The sequence below is a fragment of the Rhodococcus sp. DT1 genome (assembly GCF_049844875.1).
Lineage (GTDB): Bacteria > Actinomycetota > Actinomycetes > Mycobacteriales > Mycobacteriaceae > Rhodococcus.
In genome coordinates this window covers 741,243-761,780 of the sequence record NZ_JBNCLW010000001.1, presented here as the reverse complement: position 1 = coordinate 761,780, position 20,538 = coordinate 741,243, and the positions used below count along the sequence as shown (strand labels likewise).

Annotated in this window: 14 protein-coding genes; 5 read left to right on the top strand and 9 right to left on the bottom strand. The window is 67.8% G+C overall.

Translation table 11 applies throughout. The annotated features are described in order from the left end of the window. The first annotated feature begins 50 nt into the window (after positions 1-50). From ACLQ3J_RS03560 to ACLQ3J_RS03545, 4 genes are all read left to right on the top strand, one after another. Positions 51-1,133 carry a helix-turn-helix domain-containing protein gene (locus ACLQ3J_RS03560; protein WP_296549372.1) on the top strand — a complete coding sequence of 361 codons (1,083 nt, stop codon included), beginning with the start codon at positions 51-53 and terminating at the stop codon, positions 1,131-1,133. A gap of 142 nt (positions 1,134-1,275) precedes the next feature. After that, positions 1,276-2,091: a trehalose-phosphatase gene (gene otsB, locus ACLQ3J_RS03555; protein WP_425902177.1), complete on the top strand. Its 816-nt coding sequence runs from the start codon at positions 1,276-1,278 to the stop codon at positions 2,089-2,091. Positions 2,092-2,126: 35 nt separating this feature from the next. After that, positions 2,127-4,571: a glycoside hydrolase family 65 protein gene (locus tag ACLQ3J_RS03550; RefSeq protein ID WP_169652073.1), complete on the top strand. Its 2,445-nt coding sequence runs from the start codon at positions 2,127-2,129 to the stop codon at positions 4,569-4,571. Positions 4,572-4,590: 19 nt separating this feature from the next. Next, positions 4,591-5,397, top strand: coding sequence for an HAD family hydrolase (locus ACLQ3J_RS03545; RefSeq protein WP_425902175.1), 807 nt, complete (start codon positions 4,591-4,593; stop codon positions 5,395-5,397). 22 nt (positions 5,398-5,419) lie between these two features. Here ACLQ3J_RS03545 and ACLQ3J_RS03540 read toward each other — a convergent pair whose 3' ends face one another. The 5 genes from ACLQ3J_RS03540 to ACLQ3J_RS03520 form a co-directional block, all read right to left on the bottom strand. After that, positions 5,420-7,843, bottom strand: coding sequence for a phosphoketolase family protein (locus tag ACLQ3J_RS03540; protein ID WP_425902174.1), 2,424 nt, complete (start codon positions 7,841-7,843; stop codon positions 5,420-5,422). 110 nt (positions 7,844-7,953) lie between these two features. Next, positions 7,954-8,928 (bottom strand): pirin family protein, encoded by a 975-nt coding sequence (locus ACLQ3J_RS03535; protein ID WP_425902173.1) that lies wholly within the window; start codon positions 8,926-8,928, stop codon positions 7,954-7,956. Between the two features lie 84 nt (positions 8,929-9,012). Then, positions 9,013-10,203, bottom strand: coding sequence for an RNA polymerase sigma factor (locus ACLQ3J_RS03530; RefSeq protein ID WP_425902172.1), 1,191 nt, complete (start codon positions 10,201-10,203; stop codon positions 9,013-9,015). A 22-nt stretch (positions 10,204-10,225) separates the two neighbouring features. Then, a complete protein-coding gene (locus ACLQ3J_RS03525; RefSeq protein WP_169622251.1) occupies positions 10,226-10,633 on the bottom strand; it encodes a YciI family protein in 408 nt (135 codons plus the stop codon). A 44-nt stretch (positions 10,634-10,677) separates the two neighbouring features. Further along, the gene (locus ACLQ3J_RS03520) at positions 10,678-11,670 is read right to left on the bottom strand and encodes a DMT family transporter (protein WP_425902170.1); all 993 of its coding nucleotides are present in this window, start codon (positions 11,668-11,670) and stop codon (positions 10,678-10,680) included. On the opposite strand from ACLQ3J_RS03520, the gene ACLQ3J_RS03515 reads away from it, so the two are divergent. Then, on the top strand, positions 11,669-13,075 hold the full coding sequence (locus tag ACLQ3J_RS03515; RefSeq protein ID WP_296549676.1) for a PLP-dependent aminotransferase family protein: 1,407 nt from the start codon (positions 11,669-11,671) through the stop codon (positions 13,073-13,075). The two genes, ACLQ3J_RS03520 and ACLQ3J_RS03515, sit on opposite strands and share 2 nt — an antisense overlap. A 45-nt stretch (positions 13,076-13,120) precedes the next feature. On the opposite strand, the gene ACLQ3J_RS03510 is transcribed toward ACLQ3J_RS03515, so the two are convergent. The 4 genes from ACLQ3J_RS03510 to ACLQ3J_RS03495 form a co-directional block, all read right to left on the bottom strand. Further along, positions 13,121-14,185, bottom strand: coding sequence for a tyrosine-type recombinase/integrase (locus ACLQ3J_RS03510; RefSeq protein WP_296549687.1), 1,065 nt, complete (start codon positions 14,183-14,185; stop codon positions 13,121-13,123). Positions 14,186-14,277: 92 nt separating this feature from the next. Then, positions 14,278-16,767 carry an aminopeptidase N gene (gene pepN, locus ACLQ3J_RS03505; RefSeq protein ID WP_425902169.1) on the bottom strand — a complete coding sequence of 830 codons (2,490 nt, stop codon included), beginning with the start codon at positions 16,765-16,767 and terminating at the stop codon, positions 14,278-14,280. Positions 16,768-16,840: 73 nt separating this feature from the next. Beyond that, positions 16,841-18,715, bottom strand: a complete 1,875-nt coding sequence (locus ACLQ3J_RS03500) for an ABC transporter ATP-binding protein (protein ID WP_425902282.1) — start codon at positions 18,713-18,715, stop codon at positions 16,841-16,843. Between the two features lie 77 nt (positions 18,716-18,792). Beyond that, positions 18,793-20,526 carry an ABC transporter ATP-binding protein gene (locus ACLQ3J_RS03495; RefSeq protein WP_425902167.1) on the bottom strand — a complete coding sequence of 578 codons (1,734 nt, stop codon included), beginning with the start codon at positions 20,524-20,526 and terminating at the stop codon, positions 18,793-18,795. Positions 20,527-20,538 lie beyond the last annotated feature (12 nt).

The following is a 20,538-nucleotide window of genomic DNA, read 5'->3' as shown; positions in this document are numbered from 1 at the left end:
CGGAAATTCGAGAAAAAGCCTTTTCCGTCGTGCACAGAGTGACTACTGTGGTGGATGTGACACAACTGGACTCCCTGGCCACCGTCGAGAATCCGGCCGGGCCGCGCCCCGAACGCCACATCGACATCTACCGGCGCGCCGCCGCGGGTCTCGAAGCCTGCCTGCCGCTCGGATGGAGTCTGAGCGCCGACCGGTCCCGCTCCCCCGAGGCGCCCCGCCGGCTCCTCGTCACCGCACCGGACGGCGAGTCGGTGTCCTTCGCGGTCATACCTTCGCGCGGAGTGCTCAGCGGTGACGTCGCGCGCATCACGGCCGAATTGACCGAATCCGACCGGGGATTCGTCTGTGCCCACTATTTGTCCGATCCGGTCCGTCGCCAGCTCGACCAGCACGGCATCTCCTATGCCGACGCCACCGGCAACCTCGCCCTCGTGGCGGCACGCCCGGCCATCTGGGTGCGTAACCGCGGCGCCGACGCCGATCCGTGGCGTGGCCCGGGCAGACCCTCCGGAGTCCTCACCGGTGAACCGTCCGATCGGGTGGTCCGCGCGCTGGCGGACCACGAGGGCGAGATCACCGTTCCCGAGCTGATCAAGCTGTCGGGAGCGTCGACCGGCGCCACCTACCGCGTCGTCGAGGTCCTGGTCGAACGCGAACTCATCCGCCGCATTCCCCGCGGTGCCATCACCGAAGTGCGGTGGGAGCCGATGCTGCGTGCGTGGGCCGACGACCGGAAGGTCTGCCCGATCCGCCGTTTCGCGGCGCCGGACGGCGTGGCAGCAATCCGCAACCGGCTCGCCGAGCACGTCGATATCCCCTACGCGCTCACCGGAGTAGGAGCGACCGACTACGCCGAACCGGCGCTCCTCGAGGTCTACGCCGACGATCCGGACGAGTTCGCGGCCGTCCTCGGTCTGCGCCCGGTGGACCGGGGAGGCGACGTCGTCGTCGCGATCCCCTGGTCGCCCGTCGTGTTCGATCGCATGGACCGTCGCGGAGGATTGCGGTACGTCGCACCGTCCCACGTCTACGCCGATCTGCTCGCCGGCCCGTTCCGCAATGCCGACGCGTCGGAGCACCTGGTCACGCAACTGACCGCCGACGACGCCCGGTGGCGGCGCCCGATCCGCTGACGGCGGATCGCGCCCCTTCCAATGCCTCCGGACGCAAGTCCGTGAGGTGTACGGTTCGGGGAGGGCGGGCCCCGGCGGACAGGTACCGCCCGGAGCCGTGAACCCGTTGACGACGACCCCGACTGCAGGAGGTACGGACGACATGGAAACGGTGTCGACCGTGGGAGATCTGCCCCCGGCCCTCGGCTCTGAAGCATTGCGGCAGCGTTTGGAGGGCCGCCGGCCGGCAGTGTTCCTGGATTACGACGGCGTACTCACACCCATCGTTTCCCGCCCCGAGGACGCGGTCTGGTCCGACAGCATGCGCCGGACCGTGCTCGATCTGGCGGACCGGTGCTCGGTGTGCATCGTCACCGGGCGCGACCGCCAGGTCGTGCAGCAACTGATGGGCGTCGACGACCTGATCGTCGCCGGAAGCCACGGGTTCGACATCTGGAGTCCCGAGCAGGGGCCGGTGGTGCACGAGGCGCTCACCGACTTCACGGACCTGATCGCGGAAACGACCGCCACCCTGCGTGAGAGGCTCCACGGTCTCGACGGTGTCACCATCGAAGCCAAACACGCGTCGGTCGCCGTGCACTACCGGCAGGCCGCACCGGATACCCGCGCCCGCGTCGACGAGATCATCCACGAATTGCGCGACCGGAACAGCGATCGTCTGACTCTGGTCCCGGGGAAGATGGTCTACGAGTTCACCCCGGCGATCGACTGGAACAAGGGCAAAGCCGTCCTGCACCTCATCGACGTTCTCGGGCTCGACTCCGACGACATCGTTCCGCTCTATCTCGGCGACGACATCACCGACGAAAGCGCGTTCCGGGCCCTGCGCGGCCGGGGTATCGGCATCCTCGTAGGCCGTCCCGACGACCCGGAGATGGCGGGCCGCACCACGGCCGCCGATTTCGTGCTCGACTCGGTGCAGGACGTCGAGAAGTTCCTGACCGGCCTGGCCCGCTGATCCGTCGCCCACCGCTACTCGCCCTGGAGGTAAGCGTGTCCGACCCGGAGTTCACTCTCGAATACACCACCTTCGATGCGGACGAAGAAGGACTCCGCGAGGCGATGACGTCCACCGGCAACGGATACTTCTGCACGCGGGGCACGGCGGAGTGGGAGGACATGGGCGAAGTCCACTATCCCGGCACGTACTCCCACGGCTGCTACAACCGTGAGACCACCATCATGGGGGGTCGCCCCGTCCTCAACGAGGATCTGGTCAACCTCCCCAACTGGCTGGTGCTGAAAATGCGCATCGAGGGCGAAGACGCGATCCGGCTGTCGAACGTCGAAATCCTGTCGTACCGGCACATCTACGACATCCGAACCGCCACCGTGATGCGCAAGATCCGGTTCCGGGACCGGAAGGGCCGTGAAACCACCCTGCACAGCCGGCGCTTCGTGAGTATGGCGCACCGGCACCAGAGCGGCCTGTCCTGGACCATCACCCCCGAGAACTGGTCCGGCCGCATCGAATTGGTGTCGGCGCTCGACGGACGCATGACCAACCGAGCGGTCGCGCGCTACCGCGAACTCGAGGGTCGCCACCTCGATCCGGTCTCCCCCCGAACCTTCAGCGCCGACACGATCGCCCTGAAGGTGCAGACACGGCAATCCGACATCTACATCGCGCAGGCTGCCCGCACGCAGGTCTTCTACGAAGGCGAGCAGGACTGCCTCGACGTCGAGCGCGACCTGTACCAGATGGAGGACTACATCCAGCAGGTGCTGGCGTTCGATGTCACCCAGGGCACGCCCGTGCGGGTCGAGAAACTCGTGGCGATGTTCACCGCCCGCGACGACGCGATCACCGAGCCCCTCGCCGCGGCCGGACGCCACGTGGTGCGGTATCCGGGCTTCGACGAGGCCTACGCCGAGCACGAGGCCGCATGGGACGAACTGTGGGACATCTGCGATATCCGGGTGCCCCGTGAACCCCGCGTCCAGATGTTGCTGCGGTTGCACGTCGCGCACGTGCTGCAGGTCTGTTCGCGGCACACGGCGCGGCACGATGCCGGCGTGCCGGCGCGCGGGCTCAACGGCGAGGCGTATCGCGGGCATGTGTTCTGGGACGAGTTGTACGTCTATCCGTTCCTCGACCTGCGCATGCCCGACGTGACACGAGGCCTGATCGGCTACCGGTACCGCCGGTTGGGTGAGGCCCAGGCCGCGGCGCGGGACGCCGGGTACGACGGTGCGATGTTCCCCTGGCAGAGCGGTAGCGACGGCACCGAGGAAACCCAGACCGTTCACCTCAATCCCCTGTCGGGACAGTGGGATCCGGACCTGAGCCGCAACCAGCGCCATGTGAGCGCAGCGATTTTCTACAACGTGTGGCGGTACTACCAGGCGACCGACGACTTCGATTTCCTCGCCGATTTCGGCGCCGAGTTGATGCTCGAGATCGCACGGTTCTGGTCGTCCATCGCCCGGTACAACCCCGAACGGGACCGCTACGAAATCCACGGCGTGATGGGGCCCGACGAATTTCACGAGCGATACCCGGACGTCGAGGCAGCGGGACTGAACAACAACGCCTACACCAACGTCATGGTCGCGTGGATCGCCGGAAAAGCACTCGACGTGCTCGAACGCCTGTCCGCGAGTCGCCAGACCGCGCTGCGCGCCCGCTTGCGCGTGACCGACGAGGAGCTGGAGACGTGGTCGGAGATGACCACCAAGATGTACGTGCCGTTCCACGACGGGGTGATCAGCCAGTTCGAGGGATACGAAGACCTCGAGGAACTCGACTGGGACCACTACCGGCAGAAGTACGGCAACATCCAGCGGATGGACCGCATCCTGCGGGCGGAGGGCAAGGACCCGAACCGGTACAAGGTTTCCAAGCAGGCCGACGCGGTGATGTTGTTCTTCCTGTTCGACTTCAACGAGTTGCAACCGTTGTTCGCGCGACTCGGCTACGACGTCGACCGCGCACTCGCTGTGCGGACGGTCGAGTACTACGACCAGCGGACTTCACACGGGTCGACGCTGAGTTTTCTCACCTACGCCGGCGTGCTGGCGGCGTTCGATCCGGAGTCGTCGTGGGAGCGGTTCATGGTGGCGCTCGAGAGCGATGTGAGCGACCTGCAGGGCGGCACCACCAAAGAAGGCATCCACATGGGGGTGATGGCCGGAACGCTGGACCTGGTGCAGCGCTACTACGTCGGCGCCCGTATCTACGGCGGCGCGCTGATGTTCCGCCCTCGCCTGATGGACCGGCTCGACGGGGTGTCGTTCTCGATGCGGTATCGCGGCACTCCCCTGCGCGTGCGCATCGTCGGCGACAAGTTGACCGTCCTCGCGGAGGTCGAAGGTTTCCGGGTGCCGGTGCGGGTGGGCGTCGCCGACAACATCGTCGAACTCGGGGCGGGCGCGTCGCACGTGTTCCATATTCCGCCGGTGCCGGCGGCACCGGATCGCCACGAGCTACCGGCCTGACCGGACGACGGGAGCGACGATGAGGGAGCACGGACTGCGCGGCGCGATCTTCGATGTCGACGGGGTGCTCGTCGATTCACCCCACGAGCACGCGTGGCGGGAGAGCCTCCGCGACCTGATGCTCGGCGAATGGGCTCCGATCCGGGACCGCAGTTCGTGGTCGGAAGACGCGTTCACTCCCCTGGTGTACCAGGAGGTGATGTCGGGCCGGCCGCGCATGGAGGGCGCCGGTGCCGCGTTGCGGTACTTCGGGATCCCGGATGACGACGAACACCTCCGCACCTATGCGGATCGCAAGCAGGATCTGTTGATCCGCTTGATCGACGACGGCAGGTTCCGGGCGTACCCGGATGCCTTGCGGTTCGTGCTCGCGATGCGGGCCGCTGGGGTCCCCCTCGCCGCGGCGTCGTCGTCGAAAAACGCGTTCCGGTTCCTGCGGGCCGTCCGGATGGACGTGTTCGCGCGGGACGAGGGCCTCGACATCGCCTCGATCGACGAAGGCGCCACGCTGAGCGACATGTTCGACGCAGACCTCTCCGGTCGCGATTTCGCCCGCGGGAAGCCCGATCCCGAAATATTTGTCACTGCGGCCGCCGAACTCGGTGTCCCGGCGGAAGCATGTGTGGTCGTCGAAGACGCGGTGAGCGGAATCGAAGCCGCCGAAGCCGGACACATGCTCTCGATCGGGGTCGCGCGCGCGGACGACGAGGTCGGCCTCGCCGAGGCCGGTGCCGACCTCGTGGTCACCTCGCTCGACCAGGTCGACATCGCCCGTCTCGTCCGCGGTGAGCCCGTCTTGCGGCGTCCGGAAACAGATCTCGCCTGAACGGGGCCCGCGGGACTGCGGCTCACGACGAGAATCGTGCGGCGTCCGTCCCGCGCCATGTCCACTGGGTGACCTCCGGCATGTCTTCACCGTGGGTGCGGATGTAGCGGTGATGCTCGGCCAGCGTGTTCAGCAGGTGTTCGCGGGCGTGACCGGCGATGGGACGGATGCGGTCCACCCGGTCGATGACGTCCTTCGCGAGATGGAATCGGTCGATCCGGTTGAGGACGCACATGTCGAACGGTGTCGTGGTGGTGCCTTCCTCGATATAACCGCGCACGTGGATGTTGTCGTGGTTGGCGCGGCGGTAGGTGAGGCGGTGAATCAGCCACGGGTATCCGTGGTAGGCGAAGATGACCGGCTTGTCGGTGGTGAACAGGGCATCGAAGTCGGCGCCGGGCAGACCGTGGGGATGTTCCCGGTCGTCTTGCAATCTCATGAGATCGACGACGTTGACGACGCGGATCTTCAGGTCCGGGAAGTATCCGAGAAGAATGTCGACCGCCGCGAGCGTTTCCTTCGTGGGTACGTCTCCGGCGCATCCGAGAACCACATCCGGTTCCGCGCCGTCGTCGGTCGAAGCCCACTCCCAGATGCCGATTCCCTTGGTGCAGTGGGTGACGGCCGCATCCATGTCGAGGTACTGCAATTCCGGTTGCTTGCCCGCGACGATCACGTTGACGTACTGGCGGCTTCGGAGGCAATGATCGGCGACGGACAGCAGGGTGTTGGCGTCCGGCGGCAGATAGACCCTGATGACTTCGGCTTTCTTGTTGACGACGTGGTCGATGAAGCCGGGGTCCTGATGGGAGAAGCCGTTGTGGTCCTGCCGCCACACGTGTGAGGTCAGCAGGTAATTGAGCGACGGGATCGGTTTGCGCCACTCGATGCGGTTGGTGGTGCGCAGCCACTTCGCGTGCTGGTTGAACATCGAATCCACGACGTGGACGAATGCCTCGTAGCAGGAGAAGAGCCCGTGCCGTCCGGTGAGCAGGTAGCCCTCGAGCCAGCCCTGGCACATGTGTTCGGAGAGCACTTCCATTACGCGTCCGTCGGGCGCGAGATGGTCGTCTCCCGGCACCGTCCGGGCATTCCAGGTCCGGTCGGTGGCCTCGAGAACGGCGTTGAGCCGGTTCGAATTGTTCTCGTCCGGCGCGAACATCCGGAAGGTGCTCGGATTGCGCACCATCACGTCGCGGAGGAAGTCGCCGAGCACCCGGGTCGCTTCGGCGGTCTCGTTTCCGGGTGTGCCGATGCGGACGGCGTAGTCGCGGAAATCGGGGCACGCGAGATCCCGCAGGATCGCGCCGCCGTTGGTGTGGGGGTTGGCGCTCATCCGCCGTGCGCCCGAAGGATGCAGGTCACGGATCTGCGGGACGGGAGCCCCGTTGTCGTCGAACAGTTCTCCCGGTCGATAGCTCCGCATCCACTCTTCGAGGATCATGCGGTGCCCGGCGTCGTTGCGGGCGTTGCCGAACGGCACCTGGTGCGCGCGCCAGCTGCCTTCGATCGGAGTGCCGTCGACCTCGGCGGGACCCGTCCACCCCTTGGGCGACTGCAGCACGATCATCGGCCATGCCGGACGCTCGGTATCGCCGGTCCGGCGCGCGCGCTCCTGGATCTCGTCGATACGGTTCAGTGCCCGGTCGAGTGCCGACGCGAAGGCCCGGTGCATCTCGGCCGGGTCGGAGCCGGCCACCACGATCGGGTCGTGGCCGTAGCCGCGCAGCAGAGAGTCGAGTTCCCCGGGGTCGATGCGCGCAAGCACCGTGGGGTTGGCGATCTTGTAACCGTTGAGATGCAGGATCGGGAGGACGGCGCCGTCCCGGCGCGGGTCGACGAACTTGGTCGAGTGCCAACTCGCGGCGAGCGGACCTGTTTCGGCCTCGCCGTCGCCGATCACCGCAGCGACGACCAGATCGGGATTGTCGAACGCAGCCCCGTAAGCGTGGGCGAGCGAGTACCCCAGTTCGCCGCCCTCGTGAATGGAACCCGGCGTTTCGGGGGCGACGTGGCTCGGAATGCCTCCGGGGAAGGAGAACTGCGTGAACAGGCGAGCCATCCCGGCCTCGTCCTGTGAGACCTCCGGATAACGCTCGCTGTAGGTGCCTTCGAGCCACCCCGCCGCGACCGGGCCCGGGCCACCGTGGCCGGGGCCCATCACGTAGATCATGTCGAGATCGCGGGCGGTGATGACCCGATTGAGGTGCGCATAGATGAAGTTGAGTCCGGGGGTGGTCCCCCAGTGCCCCAGCAGACGGGGTTTGATGTGATCGGGCCGGAGTGGTTCCCGCAGAAGCGGATTGTCCATGAGGTAGATCTGACCTACCGACAGATAATTCGCTGCGCGCCACCATGCGTCGAGGTCGTGGAACTCGGAGTCGACCGGAACTGCCGCCTCGCTGCCCGTCGCTGTTCGTGGTGACTCCGCTGTACGTGACTCCATTGCTCTCCTCGGTCGCCCGGCGGCAGATCGGTCCGTGCCCGGACCGGGTACCCGCCGGGTGCGCGCCTCACGCATGGGTGCGACGCGCCACCGCGACGGCGTGCACCGAGTTACTGCGCCGGCCCTGGGAGTCCGCCGGTCGCGGGGACGGAGCCGAAGCGTCCCGCCTGGAAATCCTCGAACGCGGCGATCACCTCCGCCTTCGTATTCATCACGAAGGGCCCCGCCATCGCCACGGGTTCACGAATCGGCTTGCCGCCCAGAACGAACACCTCGAGCGTGTCGGTACGCGAGTCCTGCTCGTCGGCCGCGTCGATCGTCAGGGTGTCGCCGCGCCCGAAGACCACCGTCTGCCCGGAGTGGATCGGACGGCGGTCGGCACCGGCGGAGCCGTCTCCCGCCAGCACGTACGCCAGGGCATTGAACTCCGCATTCCACGGCACCGTCACGCGCGCACCGCGCGCCAGGCTCACGTGCAGCAGGGTGATCGGGGTGTGGGTGGAGCCCGGTCCGCGGTGCCCGTCGAGGTCGCCGGCGATCACCCGGATGAGCGCTCCACCGTCCGGGGAGGACAGCAAGGCGACGCGGTCACGGGAGATGTCCTGGTAGCGAGGCGCAACCAGTTTGTCTTCACGGGGCAGATTCACCCACAGCTGCACGCCGTGGAACAGGCCGCCGCTGGTCACCAGGCGCTCCGGCGGCGTTTCGATGTGCAGGATGCCGCCACCGGCCGTCATCCATTGGGTGTCACCGTTCGCGATGGTGCCTCCTCCCCCGTGCGAGTCCTGGTGCTCCATGGTTCCGTCGATCATGTAGGTCACGGTTTCGAAGCCGCGGTGCGGATGCCACGGGGTGCCTTTCGGTTCGCCGGGTGCGTAGTGCACCTCCCCCATCTGGTCCATGTGGATGAAGGGGTCGAGGTGCCGCATCTCGATGCTGGCGAAGGCGCGGTGGACGGGAAACCCGTCGCCCTCGAAGCCGCGAGGAGCGGTGGTCACCGACAGCACCGGCCGAGGCTGCGCGGCGGGCACCGGATCGGTGATGCGCGGAAGGGCAAGGATGTTGTCTACGGTCACGGCGGGCATGTGGTTTCTCCCTCGATGCGGAAATAATTGATTTCTCAACTACCTTGCCCACCTCAACACCGCGGTGTCGATTTTGTTCCCCGGTCAGCGCGACAGGCCGGTGTTGAGCCGCGCGGCCTGTCGCACGAGATGCTCGCGCTCGGCCAGGTTGGGCGCGGCGCGGGCGGCCTCGGCATACATCCGGGCCGCCGTTGCCGGGTCGCCGTCACGTTCGTGGAGATACGCCGCGACCGCCCGGTACCGGGGCAGCGAGTCGTCCAGTTCGGCGAGCGCCGCCAGCCCGGCACGCGGTCCGTCCGCCTCCCCGACCGCCACCGCCCGGTTGAGCCGGACGACAGGATTGCCGGTCAACCGCGTGAGTTCGTTGTACCACTCGACGATCTGCACCCAGTCGGTTTCCTCGGCGGTGGGAGCGTCGGCATGGAGAGCCGCGATAGCCGCCTGGGCCTGATACTCGCCGAGCCGGTCGCGGGCGAGTGCCGCCTGCAGGATGTCGATCCCCTCGGCGATCAACGTGGTGTCCCACCGGGTGCGGTCCTGCTCCGCAAGCGGGATCAGGCTGCCCTCCGCCGAGAGCCGGGCATTGCGCCGCGCGTGATGCAGCAGCATCAAGGCGAGCAAACCCTGCACTTCGGGATGATCGATCACCGCTGCCAGTGGCCGCCCGAGCCGGATCGCTTCGCCGGCGAGATCGACGTCCCCCGAGTATCCCTCGTTGAACACCAGGTAGAGCACCCGAAGCACGGTGGCGACATCGCCGGGCCGGTCGAAACGCACGCCGGAGACTGTGCGTTTCGCCCTGCTGATGCGCTGTGCCATCGTCGCCTCGGGCACCAGATACGCCTGCGCGATCTGCCGCGTGGTCAGACCGCCCACCGCGCGCAAGGTCAGTGCGACCGCCGACGACGGAGTCAGCACCGGGTGAGCGCACAGGAAGTAGAGCGCGAGGGTGTCGTCCACCCCAGCCGGTGGCGCAGCGCTGCGCGCGTCCGATGCTCCACCACCGGAACCGCGTTCGGCCCTCTCGAGGTCCTGGGCGACGAGCGCTTCACGCCGCCGACGTGCCACGTCTGCACGGGTCGCGTCGAGGAACCGCCGCCAGGCGACTGCGACGAGCCACCCCTTGGGGTCGTCGGGCGGATCGTCCGGCCACACCCTGAGGGCTTCGATCAGTGCGTCCTGGACGGCATCCTCGGCCGCCGCGAATTCTGCTCCGCGGCGGACGATGATGCCGAGCACCACCGGAGTGAGGTGACGGAGTTCGGTGTCGTTCACTTCGTTTTCGTCTACTGCGGGGTCACTCGGTGACGGTGGGTGGCGCCGTCAGGAACGGACGTACTTCGAGCCATTCGTGAATCGGCTTTCCTCCGGCGCCGGGGGCGGCGGAAAGGTCCCCGGCCAGAGCGAGAGCCCGCTCGTAGCTGTCCACATCGATCACCATCCAGCCGGCGATGAGGTCCTTGGTCTCGGCGAACGGTCCGTCCGTGACGGGTGGGCGGCCCTCCCCGTCGTACCGGACGAAGGTGCCCTCCGGGGCGAGCGCCTGTCCGTCGACGAACTCGCCGGTCTGTTCGAGTCGTGCGGCGAAGTCGTTCATATACCGGATGTGGTCGGACACTTCGTCCGGTGTCCACTGATCCATCGGTACGTCGTTGACGGCCGCCGGAGCGCCGCGGTAGTGCTTGAGCAAGAGGTACTTGGCCATCGTCTTCTCCTCGTGTCCGGTGTGACCCATTGTGGTCGCACTCACTACGGAGACGGAGCAGGTGACGGATTCTCGACATCGCGGCGCGAACTTTCTTCGGGACGGGAGCGCGACGTGGTCGCGGCGCGTGTGCGTACGGCGGTCGCGGCACACAGGATCACGACGAGTCCTCCGCCGACGACCGGCCAGGTGAGGTGTTCGTGCAGGATCAGCGCGGCCCAGCAGATGGTCATGACGGGCTGGGTGAGCTGGATCTGGCTGACCTGCGCCATGGGGCCGATCGCCAGTCCCCGGTACCACGCGAAGAAACCCAGGAACATGCTCACGATTCCCAGATACGCGAAAGCGCCCCATTCGGGGAGTGTGCCGGTGGGCATCCGATCTGCCATCGACAGCCCGGTGAGCGCAACGGTGAACGGTGTACTCAGCACGAGCGCCCAGGAAATGGTCTGCCACGCACCGAGTTCACGGGAGAGCAATCCGCCTTCGGCGTAGCCGACGGCAGCCGCGATCACGGCGCCGAAGAGCAGTACGTCGGCTCCCTCGAGACCGGCGAATCCGCCGGTCTGCAGGCTCGCGAACACGAGCGCGGCAGCCGTCCCGATACCCGCGGTGATCCAGAACGCGGCGGGCGGCCGCTCCCGTCCGCGCAGAACTGCTGCCACGGCGGTCGCGGCGGGCAGGATCGCCACCACCACGGCGCCGTGGCTCGCCGGCACGGTCGTCAGGGCGTACGACGTCAGGAAGGGGAAGCCGATCACCACCCCGCCCGCGACGGCAGTCAGCCGTATCCATTGGGAGCCGCGGGGGCGCACCTGACGGGTGAGCAGCAAGGCGATCGCGGCCAGCAGTCCGGCGACCACCGCACGGCCGGCGCCGACGAACAACGGTGTCATCGCACCCTTCTCGACCACGAAGCGGGTCATCGGGAGCGTGAAGGAGAATGCGACCACTCCGAGCAGCCCCCACCGGAGTCCGTGCTCGAGCGACGATAACGCAAGCCTACTGGGAACGATAGCGCTACTCTTGTGTCTCATGAATGATAGTAGCAGTGCGCGGATCGTCGCCGGACTCCAGCGCTGGATCGCCTCGGCGTCGCCCGGCGCGCAACTGCCGTCGACGCGGGCACTCGTCGAGCAGTACGGCGTGAGTCCGGTGACCGTGCAGAAAGCCCTCCGCGCGCTGCAGGCCACGGGCGCGGTGGAGAGCCGTCCGGGTGTCGGCACCTTCGTGCGCGCCGCCCGCCTCGCGCATTCCACCGACTTCGGCTGGCAGACCGCGGCCTTGGGCACGCCCCAGCACCGCATCCCTCGCTTCTCCTCGGCCCTGCGCAGCGTCCCGAACGACGTGATCGCCCTGCACTCGGGCTACCCGGATCGAGAACTGCTCCCGGAGCGACTCGTTCGGGGTGCGTTCGGGCGTGCCGCACGCAGCGACGCCGCCATCGCCCGCCCACCCGCAGCGGGGATTCCGGAGCTTCAGGCGTGGTTCGCCGGCGAGCTCGGCGCGGCGACTCCGCTCGGGGTGGCTGCCCCGTCCGCGAGCGACGTCATCATCACTCCGGGAAGTCAGGGTGGCCTCGGCGCCGCGTTCCATGCCCTCGTCGGAACCGGGAACCCGCTGCTGGTGGAGTCCCCCACGTATTGGGGCGCGATGCTCGCGGCGGCCCGCGCCGGGGTCCGCCTCGTACCCGTTGCCGGTGGCCCCGCCGGTCCCGATCCCGACGAACTCGCCCGGGCGTTCGAGCGGACCGGCGCCCGGGCGTTCTATGCCCAGCCCAATTTCGCGAACCCGAGCGGCGCGCAATGGTCGCCAGCGCTGACCGAGCGCGTACTCGACCTGGTCCGGGACGCGGGCGCCTTCCTCATCGAAGACGACTGGGCGCACGACTTCGGGATCACCACCGACGCGCACCCGGTCGCCGCCCTCGACGACAGCGGGCATGTCGTCTACCTCCGGTCCCTGACCAAGAGTGTGTCGCCGTCCGTGCGTGTCGCTGCCGTCGTTGCCCGCGGACCGGCCCGCGACCGCATCCTCGCCGAGGTGCAGGCTCAGTCGATGTACGTCAGCGGGATGCTTCAGGCGGTCGCCTGGGATGTCGTCTCACAACCGGCCTGGCGTACCCATCTTCGCGGGGTCCGGCACCAACTCGCGTCGCGCAGGGACCTTCTCGTCACGGCGGTGCGGGAGCACGCACCGTCCGCGCACATCGAGGCGGTGCCGCCCGGTGGCCTCCACCTGTGGGCACGGCTTCCTGACGGTACCGACCTGCCCGCGCTCGTCCGCGACTGCGAAGCCAGGGGTGTCGTCGTGGCGCCGGGCGACGAGTGGTTTCCTGCCGAGCCCACCGCTCCGCACCTGCGGCTCAACTATTCCGGAGCGAACCCCGGATCGTTCCCCGACGCCGCCCGGGTCCTCGGCGACGTGCTGGCGGGTCGCTAGTCCACCGGAGTGTGCGGCGGCTCGGTTGCGCAGAGAGCGGATCCGTCAGAGTCCGAGGTGCGTGACCGCGTTGCCCACCAGTCCGGCGTGGTGCCGGCTGTAGAGCGCGACCATGCGTTCGTCGGCGTGACCGGTTTGCGTCATGATCGTCTGAGTTGTCGCCCCGTTGCGGACCGCCTGGGTGACGAACCCGGCGCGGAGACTGTGCCCGCCGAGGGTCGCGACCAGATCGGGGCTGAACCCCGCCCGGAGCGCGCGGCGCTGGATCATCGAGTGCACCGACTGCCCGGTCAGTGCTCCCCCGCCGAGCGACCCGGAGCGGTGGACGGGCCGGAACAACGGCCGGTCCGCGTCCGTCGTGTCGACGGAAAAGCCGCGGCAGCAGTGGTTGTCGACGGGCGTGCCGTCGGCGGCGAGGAGTTCGGCGACCGCGGCGCGGCCCCCGTCGTCCCACGCGTCGAGAACCTCGCGCCAGCGCCGGTACGCGCACACCGGGCACGTGTGCGGATCGGACCCGTACGGCACGGTCACCGTGCGGCCCCGGGCTTCGCGGTCCGTCTTGGAGCGGCGCACCGTCACGTACAGCCCGTCGGCACGGTGTGGCACCACGTCCGAGACGGCCAGTGCGGACAGTTCGCTGCGGCGCAGCGCACCGGCGAGGCCGATGAGCAGCAGCGCCGAATCGCGCCGCTCGGCGGCACGATCCGGCCATCCGCCCTCGCGCGCGGTGGTCCGCATGTCGGCGAGGATGCTGCGGATGTCGTCGGTGAGCAGCGGTGTCCGCCGGGCAGGCGGGGTGGCGCGCTCACGGCGGATGCCGCGCAACAGATCCCGCACACTTTCGTGTTGCCCGGGTCGCGGGTGACCGGCGAGGGCGTGGAGTTTGTTGATCGTCGACACCCAGCGGGACAGGGTCGACGGTGCGTACGCCCAGCGGCCGTCGGGCCGGAGTTCTGCGGCTTTCTCGGTGAGAAACCATCCCACTTGTTCGGGCGTGGCGGGCAGAGGTGCGTGCCCGGTGCTCTCACACCAGCGCGTGAAGATCGCCCAATCGCTCAGGTGCGCCGCGCGGGTGTTGCCGGACGCCGCCTTGTCTCGCAGACGACGCATCGCGTCCGCGACCGTGTCCGGCACGGCCGGAGCCGACGACGCAGAAAGGTCACCCGAGACGACGTCCGGGACGGCCCGCGGATCGAGTCCGGTCACGGCGTGTTGAGTTTCTGGACGCGCAGGTCCCGGGCCAGGTGGTCGCGCTGCTCGACGACCAGACGCCGCAACGCCGCCGGCGCTTCGGAATTGGCGGCCAGCCAGGCGTCCACCGGGTCGAGGGTATCGGCGGGCGGGAAGAGCCCGACGACGATCCGGCGGGCGATTTCTATGCTCCGGTCGGCCCAGGTGTCGCGGAGCACCGCGAAGTAGTCGGCGTCGTACGGGGCCGTGAGGTCGCGCCGCGCACCCGCCCGGAAACCCCCGATGACGGCGTCGAGGTGATCGTTGGTGAGAGTACGGTCCGCGAGGACCGACGCCCAGGCGTGGGCCTTCACATCGGCGCGGGGTCGCGCGGCCTGGGCCTGCAGGTAGGCGGTGCGTCCGGTTGCGGTGTCGTCGAGGCGCAACTCCTCGGCGAGGTCGCTTTCGTCGGCGTTCCCGGTCGCGCTCAGCGCCGTCCACAGTGCCCAGCGCAGATCGGGGTCGAGCGCCAGCCCGGTAGGCGCCCCGCTGCCCTCGAGGATGCCGCGGATATCGGCGGCGCGATGATCCGCTGTCTCGGCCGCCGCGGCCACCGCCCGCGCGAAGGACAGCTGCGCCCCGCTCCCCGGTTCCGCAGCGAAAAGGCCCGCCCACACAGCCTCGAGCCAGTCGGCGCGCGCCGACGGCCGCTCGGCGGCCGGAAGATAGTGCTCGATGGCGGCCGGTGCGTTCGCCAGGACCGATGCGAGCAGTGCCAGGTTCTCCTCGCTCGGCGAGAAGCGTTGTGCCATCGACACGTACCGCGCCGCGGCGAGTTCTCCGTCGCGGGTGGCGTTCCACAGTGCCGACCACACCAGCCCGCGTGCGAGCGGGTCACGGACCCGGTCGAGGGACTCGTCGACGGTGGCGAGCGAGTGCTCGTCGAGCCGGATCTTCGCGTAGGTGAGGTCGTCGTCGTTGAGCAGTGTCAGCGGTGCGTCGGGCAGATCGAGGCGGGTGCGGCTCTCGGCGACATCGAGTTCCCGGCGCTCGGTACGGACGAGGTCGCCGGCATCGTCGAAGTCGTAGATACCGACCGCGAGACGGTGCGGGCGGGGTGTGGACTGCACGATCTCGCAGCGGTCGCCGGCCCGTTCCAGGCTCAGTGTGGTCACGCCGGTGGTCTGCAGCCAGTGCCGGGCCCATTCGGCCAGGTCGCGTCCGGACGCCGCGGACAGTTCGGACAGCAGGTCGCCGAGGGTGGTGTTGCCGAACGCGTGTGCGCGGAAGTAGCGGCGGATGCCGTCGAAGAACGCGTCGCGGCCGACGTACGCGACCAGCTGCTTCAGGACGCTGGCGCCCTTCGCGTAGGTGATGCCGTCGAAGTTGAGTTTGGCGGCCTCGAGATCGACGATGTCGGCGACGATCGGATGGGTGGTGGGCAGTTGGTCCTGCAGGTACGCCCACGCTTTACGCCGGTTCGCGAACGAGACCCAGGCGTCACGGAACTCGGTCGCTTCGGCGCTGACCAGCGCTCCCATGTAATCGGCGAAGGACTCCTTGAGCCACAGATCGTCCCACCATTTCATCGTGACGAGATCGCCGAACCACATGTGCGCCATCTCGTGCAGGATCGTGTTGGCCCGACCTTGGCGTTGCGCGTCGGTGGCCACCCCGCGGAACACATAGGCCTCGGTGAAGGTGACACATCCCGGGTTCTCCATCGCGCCGAGGTTGTACTCGGGGACGAACACCTGGTCGTACTTGGTGAAGGGATACGGGAACTCGAAGTGATCGGCGTAGTAGTCCATCCCCTGCGCGGTGATCTCGAGGATCTCGTCGGCGTCGAGATACTCGGCGAAGGAGGCGCGGCACAACACACCGAGCGGCACCTCGAGGTCGCCCCGGGTCCAGATCGCGTCGACGCGATGGTAGGGACCGGCGACGATCGCGGTGATGTACGTCGAGATCGGCAGCGTGGGCGCGAAGGTGACCGTCTGTGCGCCCACGGTGGACCGCTGTCGCTCGGCGACCTGATTGGAGAGCACCTGCCAGTGTTCGGGGGCGGCCACCACAAACGTGAACGGTGCCTTGAGATCCGGCTGTTCGAAGCACGCGAACACCCGGCGGGCGTCGGCCGGTTCGTACTGGGTGTAGAGGTAGGTTTCCCCGTCGACGGGGTCGACGAACCGGTGCAGGCCCTCCCCCGAGCGGCTGTATCGTCCGGTCGCCGCGACACTCACCACGTTGATTTCGCGCAGACCGCCGATGGTGATGCGCGCTCCGTCGTACACCACGGGGACGGATTCGCCGTTGACGGTGACGGACTCGACCGAGTCGCCGAGGAAATCGATCCAGGTCTCGTCGGTCGAGGACGTGAACTCGATCGTCGTCACCACCGGGAAGTTCGTGCGTTGCGCGTCCACCGCGCCGCGCAGGTCGAGTTCGACTTCGTACGAGTGCACGTCGACGGCGCGGGCGCGTGCAGCGGTTTCGGATCGGGTCAGGTTCGCGGAACTCACGGGCTCGATCCTGCCACTGTGACGCCGAATTCGTGGCGTCGGGCCGCTCGTCGGCGTTGCCGGGGTGCGGTCGTCACGCATGCTCGACGGTCGACGCCGGACCGGCGCCCACCGCCGAGTCCGCCGGGCCGGTGAACTGGCTGAGGTACAGCTCGTAGTACGCGCCGCGGGCGGCGAGCAACTCCTCGTGGTTGCCCTGCTCGACGATGCGCCCGTCCTCCATGACCACGATGACGTCGGCGTCGCGGATCGTCGACAACCGGTGCGCGATCACGAAACTCGTGCGATCCGTGCGCAGAGTCGCCATCGCCTGCTGGATCAGCAGCTCGGTGCGGGTGTCCACGGAACTCGTCGCCTCGTCGAGGATGAGGACGACCGGCTTCGCGAGGAATGCGCGCGCGATGGTGATCAGCTGCCGTTCACCGGCGCTGACCCCGCCGCCTTCCTCGTCCAGCAGCGTGTCGTACCCGGCGGGCAGGGAACGCACGAAATGGTCGACGTGGCTCAGCTCGGCTGCTTCGCGCACTTGCTCCGGGGACGCGGACGGGTCGCCGTATGCGATGTTGTCGTAGATGGTGCCACCGAAGAGCCAGGAGTCCTGCAGGACCATCCCGGTGCGTTCCCGCAGGTCGTCACGGGTCATGGCGGTCGAATCCACACCGTCGACGCGGATCGTTCCCGAGTCGACGTCGTAGAACCGCATGATGAGGTTGACCAGGGTCGTCTTGCCCGCACCGGTGGGGCCGACGATGGCCACCATGTGGCCGGGCTCGGCCACCAGCGACAAGTTCTCGATGAGCGGCTTGTCCGGCACATACCGGAACGACACGTCCTCGAATTCGATACGCCCGTTGTCGGTCGACGGGCTCTGCGGCCGGGCGGGATCGGGGGTCTGCTCGTCGGCGTCGAGGATGTCGAAGATGCGTTCGGCGGAGGCGACTCCGCTCTGGAGGAGGTTGAACATCGCACCGATCTGGGTGAGCGGCTGAGTGAACTGGCGGGAGTACTGGATGAAGGCCTGCACCGACCCCAAGCTCAGTGACCCCGAGGCGACCTGTAGTCCGCCGACGACGGCGACCGCCACGAAATTCAGGTTGCCCATGAACATGATGGCCGGTTGCACCAGGCCCGAGATGAACTGGGCCCGCCAGCTCGAGTTGTAGAGCTTGTCGTTGCGGGTGTCGAACTCCTGCTCGACCTCGGCCTGCAGTCCGAACACCTGCACGATGTCGTGACCGGTGAAGGCTTCCTCCACCTGGGCGTTGAGTTTTCCCGTCGAGGACCACTGCGCGGAAAAATGCGGTTTGGACCTGCGGGCGATCAGGGCCGTTGCTCCGAGCGCCAACGGGACGGTCACGAGCGCGATGAGTGCGAGCAGCGGCGAGATCCAGAACATCATGAACAGGATCGCGACGACGGTGAGGACCGAGTTGAGTGCCTGCGAGATGGTCTGTTGCAGGCTCTGGGACAGATTGTCGAGGTCGTTGGTGACGCGACTGAGCAGATCGCCGCGCGGCATGGTGTCGTAATAGCGCAACGGCAACCGGTGCAGCTTCGCTTCCACATCCGAGCGCAACCGCCGGATCGTGCCGACGACGACGATGTTGAGCAGATAGGCGCCGATCCACGACAGCAGCGCGGTGCCTAGATACAGCCCGAGCACGATCATCAGCACCCGACCGACGGCCGAAAAGTCGACGCCCACACCGGGGGTGAGGTCCATCGACGCCACCATGTCCGCGAAGGTGTCCTGCCCCTCCGCGCGAAGTCCGTCGACGGCCTCGTCCTTCGTGGCACCGGCCGGAAGCATCCGCCCGACCACGCCGTTGAAGATCAGGTCGGTGGCGTGCCCGAGAACCCGGGGCGCGATCGCGGACAGGATCACCGATCCGACGGTGGCCAGCAGCACCGTGACCACGAAACCGCGGTAGGACACCAGCCGGTGCATCAACCGTTTCACCGACGGTCCGAAGGACCGGGGCTTCTGGATCGGTGCGATGGCCGCGTGCCGTGCGGCGGGGCCCGTCACACCTGCTCCTCGACCGCGAGCTGCGAACCGACGATCTCCGCGTAGGTCGGACAGGTCTCCACCAGCTCGTCGTGCCGGCCCAGTCCGACGATCCGTCCGCGATCGAGTACCACGATCTGGTCGGCGTCGATGATGGTCGATACGCGCTGGGCAACGATGATCACCGCAGCGGACATGGTGACCGGCCGCAGCGCGGACCGCAGGCGCGCGTCGGTCGACAGGTCGAGCGCGGAGAACGCGTCGTCGAACACGTAGACGGCGGGTCTTCGGACGAGCGCCCGGGCGATGGCCAGACGCTGGCGCTGCCCACCCGAGACCGTGGTGCCGCCCTGAGCGACGGGAGTGTCGAGGCCCAGCGGCATCGCACGGACGAACTCGTCGGCCTGCGCGATACGTAGCGCCTCCCAGATCTCCTCGTCCGTCGCATCACGTTTCCCGTGCCGCACATTCGAGGCGACGGTCCCGGAGAACAGGTACGCCCGTTGCGGGACCAATCCGATCACCGATCGCAGCGTGTCGGGATCGAGTTGCCTGACGTCGGTACCGCCGACGAGCACCGACCCGGCGGTCGCATCGATCAGGCGCGGCACCAGTCCCACCAGAGTGGTCTTGCCCGAGCCGGTCGACCCTACGACGGCCGTGGTCGTGCCGGGCGCGACGAGGAAGGTGAGGTCGTGCAGTACCGGCTGATCGGCACCCGGGTATCGGAACTCGGCGGCGCGAAATTCGACGGTTGCCGGATCCGCGGCGAACCCGGCCGGGTCGGCCGGCCGCACCACCGACGTTTCGGTGGCGAGAACATCCCCGATCCGGTCCGCGCAGACGGCCGCCCTCGGGGCCATCATCGCCAGGAACGACGCCATCATCACCGAGATCATGATCTGCACGACGTAGGTGATCATCGCGCTCAGCGCGCCGATCTCGACGCTCCCGTCCGACACGGCGTGACCACCGAACCAGATGATCCCCACGGTCGTCACGTTGGTGATGAACATGACCGCCGGAAACATCAGTGCCATCATTCGCCCGACCCGCAGGGTCGCGTCGGCGAGTTTGTCGTTGGCGACCCCGAAGCGTTCCATCTCGTGGTGTTCCCGCACGAAGGCGCGCACGACCCGGATGCCCGTGATCTGTTCGCGCAGGACGCGATTCACGCTGTCGAGAAACGCCTGCATGGAGCGGAACCCGGGGATCGTCACCCGGATGATCAGGCTCATCGTCAGACCGAGGACGGGCACCGCCACCACCAGCAGCCACGCCAGCCCCGGCGCGACGCGCATGCCCAGGACGATGCCGCCGATGCACATGATCGGCGCGGTGACGAGAACGAACGAACTCATCACCAGGAGAAGCTGGATCTGCTGAACGTCGTTGGTGTTCCTGGTGATCAACGACGGAGCGCCGAACGTGCCGACTTCCCGCGCGGAGAAGGTGTTCACCCGGTGCAGGAGATCGTGCCGGATGTCGCGGCCGGCGGCGAGCGCGCCGCGGGCACCGAAGTACTGACCGGAGACGGTGCAGATCACCTGCAGCAGCACCACCACGAGCATCCACCCGCCGATGCGCATGATGTATCCGGTGTCGCCCTTCGCAACGCCGTTGTCGATGATGTCGGCGTTGAGTGTCGGCAGGTAGAGCATCGCAGCCGTCGCGACCGACTGCAGTGCTACCACCGCAACGACGTACGCGCGATAACGCGACAGGTACGCGACGATCAGACGGGTCAGCATGTGATCACCCTC

Coding starts and splice junctions, on each gene's coding strand:
- otsB (WP_425902177.1), top strand. CDS start 1,276: ATGGAAACGGTGTCGACCGTGGGAGATCTGCCCCCGGCCCTCGGCTCT.
- ACLQ3J_RS03545 (WP_425902175.1), top strand. CDS start 4,591: ATGAGGGAGCACGGACTGCGCGGCGCGATCTTCGATGTCGACGGGGTG.
- ACLQ3J_RS03540 (WP_425902174.1), bottom strand. CDS start 7,843: ATGGAGTCACGTACAGCGGAGTCACCACGAACAGCGACGGGCAGCGAG.
- ACLQ3J_RS03535 (WP_425902173.1), bottom strand. CDS start 8,928: ATGCCCGCCGTGACCGTAGACAACATCCTTGCCCTTCCGCGCATCACC.
- ACLQ3J_RS03525 (WP_169622251.1), bottom strand. CDS start 10,633: ATGGCCAAGTACCTCTTGCTCAAGCACTACCGCGGCGCTCCGGCGGCC.
- ACLQ3J_RS03515 (WP_296549676.1), top strand. CDS start 11,669: ATGAATGATAGTAGCAGTGCGCGGATCGTCGCCGGACTCCAGCGCTGG.
- ACLQ3J_RS03520 (WP_425902170.1), bottom strand. CDS start 11,670: ATGAGACACAAGAGTAGCGCTATCGTTCCCAGTAGGCTTGCGTTATCG.
- ACLQ3J_RS03510 (WP_296549687.1), bottom strand. CDS start 14,185: ATGCGTCGTCTGCGAGACAAGGCGGCGTCCGGCAACACCCGCGCGGCG.
- ACLQ3J_RS03500 (WP_425902282.1), bottom strand. CDS start 18,715: ATGCACCGGCTGGTGTCCTACCGCGGTTTCGTGGTCACGGTGCTGCTG.
- ACLQ3J_RS03495 (WP_425902167.1), bottom strand. CDS start 20,526: ATGCTGACCCGTCTGATCGTCGCGTACCTGTCGCGTTATCGCGCGTAC.